This is a genomic window from Bradyrhizobium sp. Gha, assembly GCF_900113735.1.
Taxonomy (GTDB): domain Bacteria; phylum Pseudomonadota; class Alphaproteobacteria; order Rhizobiales; family Xanthobacteraceae; genus Bradyrhizobium.
On sequence record NZ_FOQM01000006.1, the window covers coordinates 186,666 to 201,416 of the forward strand.

General features: G+C 64.1%; 14 protein-coding genes. 10 read left to right on the forward strand and 4 right to left on the reverse strand.

Features of this window, described 5'->3' with window-relative positions; genetic code table 11:
- The first annotated feature begins 50 nt into the window (after positions 1 to 50).
- Positions 51 to 1,070: a ketol-acid reductoisomerase gene (ilvC, locus tag BM222_RS11485; protein ID WP_092228371.1), complete on the forward strand. Its 1,020-nt coding sequence runs from the start codon at positions 51 to 53 to the stop codon at positions 1,068 to 1,070.
- 409 nt (positions 1,071 to 1,479) lie between these two features.
- On the opposite strand, the gene BM222_RS11490 is transcribed toward ilvC, so the two are convergent.
- Positions 1,480 to 2,100 carry a hypothetical protein gene (locus BM222_RS11490; RefSeq protein ID WP_177243154.1) on the reverse strand — a complete coding sequence of 207 codons (621 nt, stop codon included), beginning with the start codon at positions 2,098 to 2,100 and terminating at the stop codon, positions 1,480 to 1,482.
- Positions 2,101 to 2,290: 190 nt separating this feature from the next.
- Between BM222_RS11490 and BM222_RS11495 the strand changes: the two genes are divergently transcribed.
- The 5 genes from BM222_RS11495 (at position 2,291) to BM222_RS11515 (ending at position 8,130) form a co-directional block, all read left to right on the forward strand.
- Positions 2,291 to 2,860: a TetR/AcrR family transcriptional regulator gene (locus BM222_RS11495; protein WP_244547093.1), complete on the forward strand. Its 570-nt coding sequence runs from the start codon at positions 2,291 to 2,293 to the stop codon at positions 2,858 to 2,860.
- A 198-nt stretch (positions 2,861 to 3,058) separates the two neighbouring features.
- The gene (locus tag BM222_RS11500; RefSeq protein ID WP_177243164.1) at positions 3,059 to 4,771 is read left to right on the forward strand and encodes an LTA synthase family protein; all 1,713 of its coding nucleotides are present in this window, start codon (positions 3,059 to 3,061) and stop codon (positions 4,769 to 4,771) included.
- A gap of 257 nt (positions 4,772 to 5,028) precedes the next feature.
- The gene (locus tag BM222_RS11505; protein ID WP_092228374.1) at positions 5,029 to 6,195 is read left to right on the forward strand and encodes a COG1470 family protein; all 1,167 of its coding nucleotides are present in this window, start codon (positions 5,029 to 5,031) and stop codon (positions 6,193 to 6,195) included.
- A complete protein-coding gene (locus BM222_RS11510) occupies positions 6,192 to 7,178 on the forward strand; it encodes an ABC transporter ATP-binding protein (RefSeq protein ID WP_092228375.1) in 987 nt (328 codons plus the stop codon). Before BM222_RS11505 ends, BM222_RS11510 begins: the two co-directional genes overlap by 4 nt.
- Positions 7,168 to 8,130, forward strand: coding sequence for an ABC transporter permease (locus BM222_RS11515; protein WP_092228376.1), 963 nt, complete (start codon positions 7,168 to 7,170; stop codon positions 8,128 to 8,130). Before BM222_RS11510 ends, BM222_RS11515 begins: the two co-directional genes overlap by 11 nt.
- A gap of 86 nt (positions 8,131 to 8,216) precedes the next feature.
- Here the strand turns inward: BM222_RS11515 and BM222_RS11520 are convergent, their stop codons facing one another.
- Positions 8,217 to 9,776, reverse strand: a complete 1,560-nt coding sequence (locus tag BM222_RS11520; RefSeq protein WP_092228377.1) for an ABC transporter permease/substrate-binding protein — start codon at positions 9,774 to 9,776, stop codon at positions 8,217 to 8,219.
- Entirely contained in the window at positions 9,773 to 10,555 is a 783-nt protein-coding gene (locus tag BM222_RS11525; protein ID WP_177243155.1) for an ATP-binding cassette domain-containing protein, read from the reverse strand. The genes BM222_RS11520 and BM222_RS11525 overlap by 4 nt, the downstream gene beginning before the upstream one ends.
- A gap of 132 nt (positions 10,556 to 10,687) precedes the next feature.
- Here BM222_RS11525 and BM222_RS11530 point away from each other — a divergent pair, with 132 nt between their 5' ends.
- Entirely contained in the window at positions 10,688 to 11,503 is an 816-nt protein-coding gene (locus BM222_RS11530; protein WP_092228379.1) for an ABC transporter ATP-binding protein, read from the forward strand.
- Positions 11,503 to 12,288, forward strand: coding sequence for an ABC transporter permease (locus BM222_RS11535; protein ID WP_092228380.1), 786 nt, complete (start codon positions 11,503 to 11,505; stop codon positions 12,286 to 12,288). The genes BM222_RS11530 and BM222_RS11535 overlap by 1 nt, the downstream gene beginning before the upstream one ends.
- A gap of 44 nt (positions 12,289 to 12,332) precedes the next feature.
- Here the strand turns inward: BM222_RS11535 and BM222_RS11540 are convergent, their stop codons facing one another.
- Positions 12,333 to 12,782, reverse strand: coding sequence for a cupin domain-containing protein (locus tag BM222_RS11540; protein ID WP_092228381.1), 450 nt, complete (start codon positions 12,780 to 12,782; stop codon positions 12,333 to 12,335).
- 137 nt (positions 12,783 to 12,919) lie between these two features.
- On the opposite strand from BM222_RS11540, the gene BM222_RS11545 reads away from it, so the two are divergent.
- The gene (locus tag BM222_RS11545; protein ID WP_177243156.1) at positions 12,920 to 13,945 is read left to right on the forward strand and encodes an ABC transporter substrate-binding protein; all 1,026 of its coding nucleotides are present in this window, start codon (positions 12,920 to 12,922) and stop codon (positions 13,943 to 13,945) included.
- Between the two features lie 28 nt (positions 13,946 to 13,973).
- Positions 13,974 to 14,678 (forward strand): hypothetical protein, encoded by a 705-nt coding sequence (locus tag BM222_RS11550; protein WP_092228383.1) that lies wholly within the window; start codon positions 13,974 to 13,976, stop codon positions 14,676 to 14,678.
- Positions 14,679 to 14,751 lie beyond the last annotated feature (73 nt).

The window sequence follows — 14,751 nt, forward strand, 5'->3', positions numbered from 1 at the left end:
CTTCGGACACTGACCATTGGCCGCTTCTGGCCCTGAACGAGGAAACGACTATGCGTGTTTATTACGATCGCGACGCCGACCTGAACCTGATCAAGGGGAAGAAGGTCGCCATCGTCGGCTATGGCAGCCAGGGCCACGCCCATGCGCTCAACCTGAAGGACTCCGGCGTCAAGGAAGTGGCGATCGCGCTGCGCAAGGACTCGAGCTCGGTGAAGAAGGCGGAAGCCGCAGGCTTCAAGGTGATGGAAGTCGCCGAAGCCGCCAAATGGGCCGACCTCGTCATGATGCTCACCCCGGATGAGCTCCAGGGCGACATCTACCGCGACCACCTGCATGACAACATGAAGAAGGGCGCTGCGCTGGTGTTCGCGCACGGCCTCAACGTCCACTTCAACCTGCTCGATCCGCGCGCCGATCTCGACGTGCTGATGATCGCGCCGAAAGGCCCCGGCCACACCGTGCGTTCGGAGTATCAGCGCGGCGGCGGCGTGCCCTGCCTGATCGCGATCGCCAAGGACGTCTCGGGCAATGCCCATGACCTCGGCCTGTCCTACGCCTCCGCTGTTGGCGGCGGCCGCGCCGGCATCATCGAGACCACCTTCAAGGAAGAGTGCGAGACCGATCTGTTCGGCGAGCAGGTCGTGCTCTGCGGCGGGCTGGTCGAGCTGATCAAGGCCGGCTACGAGACCCTGGTCGAGGCCGGCTACGCGCCGGAGATGGCCTATTTCGAGTGCCTGCACGAAGTGAAGCTGATCGTCGACCTGATCTATGAAGGCGGCATCGCCAACATGAACTACTCGATCTCCAACACGGCCGAGTACGGCGAGTACGTCACCGGCCCGCGCATCGTCACCGCGGAGACCAAGGCCGAGATGAAGCGCGTTCTCGCCGACATCCAGGGCGGCAAGTTCGCCCGCGACTGGATGCTCGAGAATAAGGTCAACCAGACCTCGTTCAAGGCAACCCGTGCCAAGCTTGCTGCGCACCCGATCGAGGAAGTCGGTGCCAAGCTGCGCGACATGATGCCCTGGATCAAGAAGGGCGCGCTGGTCGACAAGTCGAAGAACTAAAGGCTCGCATGCCCGGGATGCAGCGCAGCGCGCAAGCGGTGCGCTGCTGCTCCGGCCGCCCATTGCTTCTTCGCTCGTCCGGGACATGAGCGGAAACAAAATTAGCCCGCCGAACCAAATCTTAAATGTTCGCGGTTATTTCTGAGCGAGATCGCAGACGGCGGTCTCGCTCTTTTTGTCTCGCGCGAAGCATTGCTGCTTCATTCAAATTCTTGGCGAGTTGATGTGCTCTTGGAGCGCCAAGAATTGACACTTAAACCACATTCTTGGTCTCGCGTCGTTTTTGCGCGCTTTCTCACAATCTGCGATCGCCAAAAGTGCTGTGTCCTCAGAGTCTAGGGTACGGCTCTTCATCTGCGCTCTCATCATCGCCAAGCGGCTCGGGCTGCTGCCGCAGGTCTGACCACGTTCAGAGCGCTTCGGCCGTCCGTCCGCCTGGATGGGCGGCCATCACGATCATCCGCAACGTCATCACCGCGAGCAGCGGAACGAGGAAGGCAGCGTAGGCCGGCATCGCCGGCACGCGCTTGCCGAACGACACCATGAACTGGAACCAGAGATAGTAACCGCCCACGAGGTGCAGCGCACGCCAGGCGCGTGGTCCGATCATCGCGGCGGTGCGGTCGAACGAAGTCATGCTCATCGCGATGATCGCGGCATAGCCGATTCCGCCAAAGATGTAGGAGGCGGGTGAGGTCGCCGCCACAAAACCCGCCGGATCCATCTTCGCAAATACGACGATGGCGACGGCATGAATGGCGTGCGAGGCCGCAAAGCTTAAGCCGAGATAGCGGCGGTTGCGGCGCTGCCAGCGCGTGTAGGCGTTCGGCCAGAGCCTCGCCAACGCCGCGGCACTGAAGGCGAGGCAAAAGAGCAGCAGCGAGCTCCGCGCCGTGAATCGGATCACCATGCGAACGCCGTCGACCTCGAACTGACGCATCGAGGCAATCCAGAGGCTTAAGGCGATCAAGGTCAGCGTGAGCGCGGCGAGCACCCACCAGCCTTCGAACCAGCTCTGACGTCGGGTCATGGTCATCTCCTTCAATATGTAATCGTTGATTACATTCCCGCACGACACGCCCGTCAATAATGTAATCGCTGCTTACACTCACGTTCAGGTGATGCTAGAAGGCGTTATGCCTGCCCGTCAGATCCCAAAACCCCGTGCACGTCGCCAGGCACCTGAAGCCCGGCCCTATCATCACGGCGACCTCCGCCGCGTGCTGATCGATGCTGCATTGCAACTGGCGGCCGAAGGCGCCGACGTCTCGGTGCGCGAGGCCGCGCGTCGCGCCGCGGTGTCGCCGGGAGCACCGTTCCGGCACTTTCCCAATCGCGATGCCCTGATGGCTGCGGTGGCGGAGGAGGCGCAGCGGCGCTTTCGCGCCGAGATCGAGACCACCCTGGCAGATGCCCGCCCCGCCGGGCCGCTGGCGCGTTTCCGCGCCTTTGGCATCGCCTATGTGCGATGGGCGATGCGCAACCCGGCGCATTTCGAGATCATCTCCACCGGCCGTTATTTTGCCCATGGCAGCTCGGCCGAGCTGACGCGGGACAATGCCGAGCTCGTCGTGCTGACCGAGCGGATGCTGGCCGAGGCGGCCGCGCAGGGCCTGCTGCGATCGACAGACCTCAAGCGCATCCTGATCGCCGGTCGCGCCCTGATCTATGGGTTCGCCCGTATGAATCTCGACGGCCATTTTCCGCGCTGGGGCGTGGGGGAGGGCGAGATCGAGCGGATGGCGGAAGAGGTGATCGACCTGTTCATTGCCGGGATCGCGAAGTCCTAGAGAGCAGCCGGGTGCGGCTCTTCGCCGCCCGCTAACACTAGGCGAAGGTCGGATGGTGGATCGCGTTGCCTGCCCGCGGCTGTTCCATTACAGTTTTGTGACACGGTGCAGCCGGCTGCGCCGGACGCCCGGGCCGTATTGAGACCGGCCAGGCGGCTCTGCATCACCGCGCCGGACTTGAAGTTCAGCGTGCCGTCGATGGCGTCCGCGCCCGATCCAGGTCCTTCCGCCACCACTGCCGTCCTGGCGAGCGTTGCCGCGCTCGGCCTCTGGCGGCTGCTTGCGGTGACTGCGCCGCATGTCGCTGCGCTCGCGCTGATGTACGAGACCGAGACCGATTTCGGCTCGCGTCTCTCCTTCCTGCTTGCCTGGGGCATCCTCAACTTCTCCTGGATCACGCTGGTGCGCCGGCCGGCGCTGTCGGGCGCGCTGTCGCTGACCATGGTCGTGGTGCTGGTGCTGCTGTCGCGGCTCAAGCACGACGTCGTCCAGATGACGGTGAACTTCATCGATTTGATGATGATCGACCGCGACACGGTCGCGTTCCTGTTCACGATTTTCCCGAACCTGCGCTGGTCGGTGATCGGTGCCGGCTTCGTCACGCTGCCGCTGATGTATGCGCTGTGGTGGCTCGATCCGTTCCGCATCCGCCGCCTGCCGGCGCTCGCATCCATGCTCGCCTGCCTCGCCGGACTGGTATTCTATTCCGTCTATCATCCCGACGAAGCCTGGCGCGGCTATTACGACGACGGCTATCTCTCGAAGTTCTTCCGCTCGGGCGTCACCGCGGTTTCCGATTTCGTTCAGTACGGCTTTATGGAGGCGGCTGCGTCGACCGACGAGCGGCTGATCATTCCTCTGGTCGACGCCTGCCATCCGGCCAGTCGCCGGCCGAACATCATCATGATCCATGATGAATCGAGTTTCGACATCCGCACAGCTGATGGCATCAAGGCGCCGCCGGGTTACGGTAGCCATTTCAAATCCTGGGACGGCAAGGCGCGCACCTTCCTGGCCGAGAGCAATGGCGGCCCGAGCTGGTTCACCGAATACAACGTGCTCGCCGGCCTCTCCTCGCGTTCGTTCGGCCGCTTCGCCTATTTCGTCACCCGCATTGCGTCGGGCCGCGTCGAGCGCGGCCTGCCGCTCAGCCTACGCCGCTGCGGCTACGAGACCATGTCGCTCTATCCTGCCTATGGTGGCTTCATGGGCGCACGCAGCTTTCAGATGACAACCGGCGTCGAGCGTGTCTTCGACGCAAAGGATCTCGGTGCCAAGGACGTCGAGCCCGACAGCTTCTTCTACGACAAGGCGCTGCGGCTGATGGGCGAACGGACGCCGAACAAGCCGCTGTTCGCCTTCGTCTATCTTGGCGCCAATCATTTTCCATGGGAGACGCGCTTCCGCCCCGATCTGCTGCCGGGTTGGCGGGCACCGGGCAACGAGCCGTCCATCGACGAATATCTGCGCCGTCAGGCCATGAGCGCCGAGCAATACAAGGCCTTCCTCGCGGGCCTGAAGAAAACCTTTCCCGGCGAGCCCTTCCTGATCGTGCGCTATGGCGATCATCAGCCCGAGTTCGCGCCCGGCATCCTCGAGCCCGGGCTCGACGAAGGCGCGATCGGCAAGATGCTCGACGCTTACGATCCACGCCTCTACGCGACCTATTACGCGATCGACGCCATCAATTTCGAGCCGGTGAAAAGCGACACCGTGATGGACACGATCGACGGTCCTTATCTGCCGCTGGTCATCCAGGAAGCCGCAGGGATTCCGCTCGACCCGTCCTTCGCCGAGCAGAAAGAGATCATGCTCCGCTGCAAAGGCATCTTCTACGGCTGCAAGCACGGTGCCGAGGCGCGCCGGCTGAACCGGCTGCTGATCGATGCCGGGATGATCCACGGGCTCTAGCAATCTGCCTTCGCGTCGTCCAGGCGTAACGACAATACATCGTATTACGATGTATTAATCTTCCTGACGCGAGATGATATCTTAAAACTAAAGTCTGAGCTGAAAAAGCTCGAGATCACCGACTTGTAATTGGTGCGGCGCCTCGCGTCCCAAACTTCGTCACGATTGCGCCCATCATCCGAAACGCCGCCGCCACGAGCTTTTCAGGCGGCGTGTCGCCATCTCTGGGTCACCCTTTCCTTGCAGGAGTATCGTCCATGCGAGCGCTTGATGTCGCGCGTCTTGCATTTGCCCTCATGCTGTTCAGCCCGGCTGCCTATGCGGCCGAACCGCCGCATGACATCAAGGGCCTCTATCTCATGACCGACTATCCGGCGGTCACCGTGCGTCCCGGCACCACCAGCAACGTCTCTCTGCGTCTGCAAAACTACGATCTGTCGCCGCAGCGCTACCAGCTTTCGGTCGCGAACGTGCCGAGCGGCTGGACTGCAACGCTGCTTGGCGGTGGCCAGCCCGTCGGGGCCGCGATGCCGGCGCCGGACGGCAGTGTCGCGCTCCAGCTCAGGCTCGATGTTCCCGCCGGCAACGATCTCAGCACGCATACGCTCACCGTGAAGGCCGAGGGACAGGGCAGCAGCGCCGAGCTTCCCATCGCCGTGTCGCTCGCCAAGGAGCTGCCTGCGAAGCTCACGGTGAAGGCGAACCTGCCGTCCCTGCGTGGCAGCCCCAAATCCAATTTCGATTACACGCTCTCCATCAAGAACGACTCGGGCCGAAATCTCGTCGCGAGCTTTGCCGCCGAAGCCCCCGCCAATTTCGAGACCTCGTTCACAGAAGCCTATGGCACGCAGGAGTTGTCCTCGATTCCGATCGACGCCGGTCAGTCCAAGGACGTCAAGCTGAAGGTGCGTCCGCCAACCACGCTGGATGCCGGCCATTTTCCGGTGAAGGTCACCGTCAAGGCCGAGGATGCTTCCGCCTCGACCGAGCTCGCGCTCGACGTGGTCGGCGAGCCGCAGCTGCAGATATCCGGTCGCGACGGCCTCTTGAGCGCACGGGCCGTTGCGGGCAAGCAAAGCTCGATCCCGATCGTCGTGACCAACACCGGTACGGCCCCGGCCGAGAACATCGCACTGGCGGGCACCGCGCCGAGCGGATGGAAGGTGACGTTCGAGCCGGCCACGATCGAGCGTCTCGTGCCCGGAAAAGACAGCGAAGTGCAGGCGCTGCTCACGCCCAGCGACAAGTCGCTGGCCGGCGACTACCAGACCACGATCCGCGCCACCACGCGCGGCGAAAGCGCCTCGAGTCAGTTCCGCATCACCGTCGCCACCTCGACGGTGTGGGGCGTCGCCGGCGCCGGCGTCATCGGCGTCGCGCTGTTGTTGATGCTTGGTGCAGTCGCGAGGTTCGGACGGCGATGAGCGAGCAACAAACCGAAGCCAACAGCGGGCTCCACGACCCGGTCATCAGGGCACGCGGCCTCACCAGGCGCTATGGAAAATCGATCGCCGTCGATTCCATCGACTTCGGCATCGCCCGCAGTGAGGTGTTCGGCCTGCTCGGCCCGAACGGCGCGGGCAAGACCACCACCATCCTGATGATGCTGGGCCTCACCGAGATATCATCGGGCGAGGTCAGCGTGCTCGGCTTCAATCCGGCGCGCGAGCCGTTGAAGGTCAAGCAGCGGGTCGGCTATCTGCCCGATGCCGTCGGCTTCTACGATCAGCTTACCGCTGTCGAAAACCTGGCCTACACGGCAAAGCTCATGGGCCTTGCCCGCGCCGAGCGGGCAGCGCGAATCGAGGCCGCGCTTGCCCGCGTTGGTCTGGCCGAGGTCGCCGAGAAACGTGTGGCGACGTTCTCGCGTGGCATGCGGCAGCGACTGGGGCTGGCCGAGATCATCATGAAGCGCGCCGAGATCGCAATCCTGGATGAGCCGACGTCCGGGCTTGATCCGCAAGCGACGCAGGAATTCCTCGGATTGATCGGCGAGCTGAAAGCCGAGGGCGTCACCGTGCTGCTGTCATCCCACATGCTCGACCAGGTCCAGCGCGTCTGTGACCGCGTTGCGCTATTCCGGAACGGCCGCATCGTGCTGATGGGGACGGTGCCGGAGCTCGCCGTCAAGGTGCTCGGTGCCGGTTTCGTCGTGGAAGTCGAGGCCGAGGGACCGGGCATCGCCCGGCGGCTGGCGATGATCCCGGGCGTCACCCAGGTAGAGACCCTTGCTGCCGATCGTTACCGCATGACGGCCGAGCGTGACGTGCGGCCGGATGCGGCCCGCGCCGTGGTTGCGGGCGACGGGGCGTTGCGACGGTTGTCGGTCGACGAACCGAGCCTCGAAGCGATCTACGCACGCTATTTTCAGGACCAGCCCGCGGGAGGCGTTCGTCATGCGGCGTGAAGGATCACCGTTCCGGGGATTGTCGACGGTCTTCATCAAGGAGCTCTCCGACCACGTCTCAAGCAGCCGGATTCTGGTGCTGCAACTGCTGATCCTCTCCACGGCGCTCGCCGCGCTCTACGAAGCGATCAGCAGCCTCAGGCAGAACACGGCCGAAGATCCGTTCCTCCTGCTCCGATTGTTCACGATCGACCAGGCGCCTTTGCCGTCCTTTGTCGCGATCCTCGGCTTTCTCATTCCATTGATGGCGATCGGGCTCGGTTTTGACGCCGTCAATAGCGAGCACAACAGGCGAACGATGTCGCGTATTTTGGCACAGCCGATCTATCGCGACGCGTTGCTGATGGGCAAATTCCTGGCCGCGCTCGCCACGATCGGAATCAGTCTGACCGCCTTGTGGCTGCTGGTGATCGGGCTCGGGCTGATCTTCCTCGGCGTGCCTCCGGGAGGCGAGGAGATCGCGCGGTCTGCGGTGTTCCTGATCGTGGCGATCTTCTACGCCGGCGTCTGGTTGTCTCTGGCGTTGCTGCTTTCCACCGTGTTCCGCTCGGCTGCCACTGCGGCGCTGGTCGCGCTGGGCATCTGGCTCTTCCTGACGGTGCTCTGGCCGATGTTGGCCCCAGCCTTGGCGCAAGCGATCGCGCCGGTCGATCCGCGCTACGCGCTGCTCGGTCTGAACGATCCGGCCACCGCGGTCTGGATGCAGGAGTTGCTCCGGCTGTCGCCGAACGACCTGTTCGGGGAAGCGATGCTGGCCGTGCTGTCTCCGACGACCCGCACGCTGGGGCCGGTATTCCTCGATCAGCTCCGTGGGGCCGTCATGGGCGCGCCGCTGCCGTTCGGCGAGAGCATCATGATCGCATGGCCACAGACCGTAGGCCTCATAGCCGGCACCATCATCTTGTTCGCGTTCAGCTACGTGCTGTTCCAGCGGCAGGAGGTGAGGGCGTGAATTGATCGTGCTTTGCCCGTCTCGTCCTCCAGAGATGGGCAGGAGGGGGTGGCTGGAGTCCCCTGCGGCCACCCCCTCAATCCTGTCTACGGTCGGCTGACCTTCTCCCACAACCACTTCGCCACCGCATCCGGGGACGAGTTCGCGTCGTTGCCGCTGGCGCGCAGATTGGCCTCGCGCATGGTGGTGATGTCGATCTTGCCGAGCAGCGGGCTCAGTGCCGCCTTGAGCCGCTCGTCGCCGGCGCGCTTCGGTGCCAGCAGCAGGATGGCGTCATAGGGCGGGATCGCCTGCTTGGGATCATCGAGCGCCACCAGATCGTATTTCGCGATCAGGCCGTCGCTGGTGTAGCCCGCGATCACGTCGACCTCGCCGCTGGCGGCCGCCGCATACATGAAGTCCGGCTGCATCTGGCGCTGTGCGCTGAACTGAAGACCGTAGGCCTTCTGCAGCGCCGCCCATTCCGGCCGCGAGAAGAACTCGTAGTCGCCGGCGATCGACATCGTCGAGGTGTGCGCGGCGAGGTCGGCGATGGTATGGATGCCGAGCGCGTCGGCGCGCTTTTTCGGCATCACCAGCGCATAGGCATTCTCGAAACCGAGCTCGCCGAGCAGCGTGATGTTGTCTTTCGCGAGCGCGGTCTTCAGATCTGCGACCAGCTCCGCGCGCGGCTTGATGTCGGTGCGATGCAGCTGGTTGGCCCAGAGCGTCCCGGAATAGTCGACATAGAGATCGATATCGCCGGCCTTCAGTGCCCCGAAGATCACGCTCGAGCCGAGCCCCGATCGCGCGGTGGCGGAAAGACCGGCCGCCTGGAGGCGGTCCCTGAGCAGGGCCGAGAGCACATATTGCTCGGCAAAGGTTTTTGCGCCGACGACATAGCCGGACGATGACCGTCCGATCGTCGGCACCAGCGTCGCCGCAACCAGCGCTGCGATCCCTGCGGCGCCAAGTGTCGTGCGCAGGCGATGCCGCTGGCGCAGGCCGCTCTCGATCAGGCCGAGCAGCTGATCCACGGCGAGCGCGAGCAGAGCCGAGGCCAAGCAGCCGAACAGCACGAATACCCAGTTCTGAGTCTGAAGCCCTGCAAAAATGTAATTGCCGAGGCTGGTCTGTCCGATCGGCGTCGACAACGTCGCGGTGCCGATCACCCACACGGCGGCGGTGCGGATTCCGGCCATCATCACCGGCAGCGCCAGCGGCAGCTCGACCATCACGAGCGACTGCCGCGCCGTCATGCCGACACCCTTGGCGGCCTCGATCAGCGCGGGGTCGATGCCGTTGAGCCCGGTGATGCCGTTGCGCAGCACCGGCAGCATCGAATAGAGCGCCAGTGCCAGCATCGCCGGCAGGAAGCCGAACGCGGAGAAGGAGACACCAAGCCAGGCAAACGTCACGGAGGCGGCCGCCAGTAGCAGCGGATAGAACAGCGCGAGCAGCGCCAGTCCCGGCACGGTCTGCACGATGCTGGCGAGCGCGAGCAGAATGGCGCGCGGCGCCGGGCGGTTGCGTGTGACGATTGCGAGCGGCAGGCTGACGATCAGGCCGAGCGCAAGTGCAGCGAGACTCACCCGCACATGGTTGCCAAGATAGTCGGGCAAGTGCGACAGCGCCTCGCCCCAGCGCGGATCGGTGAAAAGGCTCATGCCGCACCGCCTTGCGGCAGCAGTGCATTCAGCCGTTCCACCTGGCGCCGCGGCGTGCGCAGCAGCTCCAGCACATAGGCATCGCTGCTGTCGGAGAGTTCAGCGGGCGTGCCCTGCGCCAGCAGCTTGCCGCTGCGCATCACCGCAATGCGATCTGCGAGCAGGATCGCTTCCGTCATGTCGTGCGTGATCATCACTGTGGTCAGGCCGAGCCTGCGATGCAGTTCACGAAAATCCTCGCCAAGTGCATCGCGGGTGAGGGGATCGAGCGCGCCGAACGGTTCGTCCATCAGCACGATGCGCGGCCTGGCTGCCAGCGCCCGCGCCACACCGACGCGCTGGCGCTGCCCGCCGGAAAGCGCTTCCGGAAGCCGGTCACGGTGGGCGGCGCGCTCGAGTTGCACGAGCTCGATCAGTTCGTCGACCCGGGCCGCGATCTCGGCTGCGGGCGCGCCGAGCAGCTTTGGGGTGATCCCGATGTTGTCCGCGACGCTCAAATGCGGAAACAGCCCGCCGCTCTGAAAGACGTAGCCGATCCGGCGCCGCAGCGCGACCGGATCGATATTCCGGACGTCCTCGCCCTCGACCGTGATGGAGCCGCCATCGGCCTCGATCAGCCGATTGGCGAGACGCAGCAGCGTCGTCTTGCCCGAGCCCGACCGGCCGACGATGGCCAAAAACTCGCCCTCGGCGATGTCGAGCGACAAAGCGTCGACGGCCCTGAGGGGCCCGAAGCTTTTGGTGACGTGCGTGTAGCCAATCATTGGTCTGGAAGGCATCCGACGTGCACTCAGCTCGCTTGCCCTCCGGGGAGGGTGGTGGTCGAGACCCCATGCGTAGCACGCTTGGCGCCTTGATTGAACTTGGCCGCGCGAGCGGCTAAGGCATCAAGCCAAGTTCGGAGGAAACACATGACAACGCCTATGGCGGTGGCGCTGGAAGATGCCAAGGTCGCCTTCCGGCTGGGGGACGGGCGGGTCTACACGGCGGTGGAGAAGGCCCATCTGACGGTTGCGCAGGGCGAGTTCGTCGCCATCGTCGGTCCGACGGGCTGCGGAAAATCCACGCTGCTCAACGTCGCAGCCGGCCTGCTCAAGCCGGCTGCAGGCAGTGCCAGGATCTTCGACCGGCCGCTCGCAGGGCTGAACCGGGACGCCGGCTATCTGTTCCAGGCCGACGCGCTGTTCCCCTGGAAGACCGCGCTCGACAATGTCGCGATCGGGCTCGAGATCAAGGGCACGCCGCGCGCCGAGGCGCTGCCCCTGGCACAGAAATGGCTGACGTCCGTGGGCCTGGGCGCCTTTGCCGGCCGCTATCCGCATATGCTCTCCGGCGGTCAGCGCAAGCGCGTGGCGCTGGCACAGGTCCTGATCCGCGACCCCAAGATCCTGCTGATGGACGAGCCGTTCGGGCCGCTCGATGCGCAGACGCGCCAGGTGATGGGCAATCTGCTGCTCGACCTCTGGAATGCCGACCGCAAGGCGGTGCTGTTCGTGACTCATGATCTCGAGGAGGCGATCGCACTCGCCGATCGGGTCGTGATCATGTCGGCCGGCCCGTCCTCGCGCATCATCGGCGACTGGCGCGTTACCCTGCCGCGGCCGCGCGACATCTTCGAGGTAAGGATGGACAAGGAATTCCATGCGCTGCATCGCGAGATCTGGAGCGTGCTCAAGGACGAGGTGATGAAGGGCTACGCGCAATCTGCCCAAGCGGAGGCGGTCTGATGTCGCGCGTCACGCTGCTTGCACTGCAAGTCCTGGTCGCGATCGTCTGCATCGCGCTGTGGCAGTTCTTTTCGACCGTCCCGGTATTTGGAAAGGTCCTGCTGCCACCCTTCTTCTTCTCCAATCCGGTCGATGTGTTCAGCCAGATCGTGAAGTGGTTCGCGAGCGGTGTGATCTGGAAGCACCTGGCGATCACGCTCTGGGAATCCATCCTCGCCTTCGTGATCGGCTCGGTTGGCGGCGTGCTGATCGGCTTCTGGTTTGCGCGACAGCCGCTCGTTGCCGCCGTGTTCGATCCCTACGTGAAGATGGCCAACGCGCTTCCGCGCGTCGTGCTGGCACCGATCTTCGCGCTGTGGCTCGGGCTCGGCATCTGGTCCAAGGTCGCGCTCGGCGTGACGCTGGTGTTCTTCATCGTGTTCTTCAACGTCTATCAGGGCGTCAAGGAGGTCAGCCGCACGGTGCTCGACAATGGCCGCATGCTCGGCATGAGCGAAGGGCAGCTGATGCGGCATGTCTATTGGCCGTCGGCGCTGTCATGGATGTTCTCCTCGCTGCATACCTCGGTCGGCTTCGCCGTGGTCGGCGCCGTTGTCGGCGAGTATCTGGGATCAGCCGCAGGCCTCGGCTATCTCATCCAGCAGGCCGAAGGCGTGTTCGACGTTGCCGGCGTGTTCGCCGGCATGTTCGTGCTGTCGGCCTTCGTCATCCTGATCGATGTTGGAGTGACGTTGGTGGAGCGGAGGCTGCTGGTGTGGCGGCCGACCGTGGAGGGGCGGGGCTAGCGGCAAAAAGGCCCGCGCATTGGCGCGAGCCCCGTCGCGAACCCTCAATCCAGCAGCTTGACGTCGTCGGGGGCCTGCGGCGGCGTCTTGATCGCGATCGCCTTGACCTGGCCGCTGATCGGCTTGGTGCCGCCATGCGCCGTGCCTTTCGGGATGATGACGAGGTCGCCCGGCTTCACCGTCACTTCCTTGTCGCCGAGCCAGATCGTTCCGGTCCCGTCCAGGATATACTGGATCTCGTTGGTGTTGGGATGCAGGTGCTTCGGCACGTTGCCGACCTGGATCGAGACGGTGGCGCCGTCGGCGGTCATGAAGGTCTTGGAGCGATAGCCGACCTTGTTGGCAGGACCGAGCGCATCGCCCTCCATCTCGCCGGTATGGATGATCTGCGCGGTGATGCTTTCCGCGGCGAGCGCCGGCCGCAGCAAATGCGTTGCGCCGCATCCGGCGACGAAGGCGGCAGTGATCGACAGCCCGGCAGTGAAGCGATTCATGGACGATTCTCCCCATCAGAAATTGTTGTCGTGGGCGCATGCTATTGCGCCAAAAGGCTGATGGCCAGTGCACTTAGCGGTCCTTCTCAAGCCAGTCCCGCTGCTCTATGGTGCCGCCAGCCGAACGGAGGAAACCAATGAAGAACACGATTGCCAGGCTCGCCGGCGCGCTGCTCGCGCTGACGCTCACCACCTCTCTTGCTGCAGCGCAAAGCAAGGTGACCATCGCGGTCGGTGGCGGCGCCTGCCTCTGCTATCTGCCGACGGTGCTGGCCAAGCAACTCGGCGAATACGAGAAGGCCGGGCTCAATGTCGATCTGGTCGATCTCAAGGGCGGCTCGGACGCGCTCAAGGCCGTGCTCGGCGGCAGCGCCGATGTGGTTTCCGGCTATTTCGACCATTGCGTGAACCTCGCTGCCAAGAAGCAGGAGCTGCAGGCCTTCGTGGTCTATGACCGCTATCCCGGGCTCGTGCTGGTGGTCGCGCCCTCGCACACGGGCGACATCAAGTCGGTCAAGGACCTCGCCGGCAAGAAAGTCGGCGTCAGCGCACCCGGCTCCTCCACCGACTTCTTCCTGAAATATCTCCTGAAGAAGAACGGGCTTGATCCCGCGGGCACTGCCGTGATCGGCGTTGGCCTCGGCGCCACCGCGGTGGCTGCGATGGAGCAGGGGCAGATCGACGCGGCGGTGATGCTCGATCCTTCCGTCACGGTGCTCCAGGGCAGCCACAAGGATCTGCGCATTCTCAGCGATACCCGTACGCAAAAGGACACGCTCGAGACGTTTGGCGGCGAATACCCGGGCGGTGCGCTGTACTCGACCGCGGCGTGGATTGCGGGGCATGACAAGGAAACGCAGGCGCTGACCAATGCGATGCTGGCCACGATTGCCTGGATCCACGCGCATTCGGCCGAAGAGATCATGGCCAAGATGCCGGACGAGATGGTCGGCAAGAACAAGGATCTCTATCTCGCGGCGCTGAAGAACACGATCCCGATGTTCTCCGAGACCGGCAAGATGGATCCGAAGGGCGCCGATGCCGTGCTCGCGGTGTTCAGCGTTGGTTCGCCCGAGGTGGCCAATGCCAAGATCGACGTGAGCAAGACCTTTACCAACAAGTTCGTCGACCAGGCCAAGAAGACCACGGGAAGTGCCAAATAGCTGACGCGATCTTGCGGTAAGCAGCGTCATGACCTCATCGACCATTCATCGTGTCACGACACTTGATCTTGCCGTACGTCCTGTCGTCTGGCCGTTCGCCGAGGAGCGGCGCGCCGAGATCGAGGCGCATTTCGCCGAGCAGCAGCGCGAGCGGCCGAAACTCTGGAATGGCCGAGTCCTGCTTGGCCGTGATCCCGTCTTCGCCGAGGGTCATCTCGCCGCGACCTATTTCGAGACTGACTTCGCGAGCTTCCTTGCCTGGCGCGATTGGGGCTTCCCCGATACGGCTGTCTTCAACGGGTTCGGCATGGGGGCGCTGCGCACGTCCGACGGCGCCTTCGTGATGGGCGAGATGGCTCACCATACCGCCAATCCTGGGCGCATTTACTTTGCGTCGGGGACGCCCGATCTCGACGACGTCAGGGACGGCAGGCTCGACATTCCCGGCAGCGTCTTCCGCGAGATCGAGGAGGAGACCGGCCTTGGCCCCTCCGATTATTCGGCGGAGGCGGACTGGCACTGCGTCGTCACCGGCAGAGCACTTGCAATGATCCGGATCCTCAACCTGGATATGCCGGGCGAGGCGGTTCGCGCGCGCATCGAGGCCAATCTGGCGCGACAGGACGAGCCGGAGCTCTCGGCCATCCATCTCGTGCGCGGGATGGATGACGTGACGCCGACCATGCCGCGATTTGTCACGGCTTTCATCGCGCAGCAGTTCGCCCCGCGCTGAAGCGCGAGGCTTGACATCGCGCGGTCCAGCCCATGTGATGGGCGATAAGCAAAACAAAAAACTGCAGGGAGCG

Coding starts and splice junctions, on each gene's coding strand:
- BM222_RS11510 (WP_092228375.1), top strand. CDS start 6,192: ATGAGCGAGCAACAAACCGAAGCCAACAGCGGGCTCCACGACCCGGTC.
- BM222_RS11550 (WP_092228383.1), top strand. CDS start 13,974: ATGACCTCATCGACCATTCATCGTGTCACGACACTTGATCTTGCCGTA.
- BM222_RS11520 (WP_092228377.1), bottom strand. CDS start 9,776: ATGAGCCTTTTCACCGATCCGCGCTGGGGCGAGGCGCTGTCGCACTTG.
- ilvC (WP_092228371.1), top strand. CDS start 51: ATGCGTGTTTATTACGATCGCGACGCCGACCTGAACCTGATCAAGGGG.
- BM222_RS11530 (WP_092228379.1), top strand. CDS start 10,688: ATGACAACGCCTATGGCGGTGGCGCTGGAAGATGCCAAGGTCGCCTTC.
- BM222_RS11545 (WP_177243156.1), top strand. CDS start 12,920: ATGAAGAACACGATTGCCAGGCTCGCCGGCGCGCTGCTCGCGCTGACG.
- BM222_RS11500 (WP_177243164.1), top strand. CDS start 3,059: ATGGCGTCCGCGCCCGATCCAGGTCCTTCCGCCACCACTGCCGTCCTG.
- BM222_RS11505 (WP_092228374.1), top strand. CDS start 5,029: ATGCGAGCGCTTGATGTCGCGCGTCTTGCATTTGCCCTCATGCTGTTC.
- BM222_RS11535 (WP_092228380.1), top strand. CDS start 11,503: ATGTCGCGCGTCACGCTGCTTGCACTGCAAGTCCTGGTCGCGATCGTC.
- BM222_RS11540 (WP_092228381.1), bottom strand. CDS start 12,782: ATGAATCGCTTCACTGCCGGGCTGTCGATCACTGCCGCCTTCGTCGCC.
- BM222_RS11490 (WP_177243154.1), bottom strand. CDS start 2,100: ATGACCCGACGTCAGAGCTGGTTCGAAGGCTGGTGGGTGCTCGCCGCG.
- BM222_RS11515 (WP_092228376.1), top strand. CDS start 7,168: ATGCGGCGTGAAGGATCACCGTTCCGGGGATTGTCGACGGTCTTCATC.
- BM222_RS11525 (WP_177243155.1), bottom strand. CDS start 10,555: ATGCCTTCCAGACCAATGATTGGCTACACGCACGTCACCAAAAGCTTC.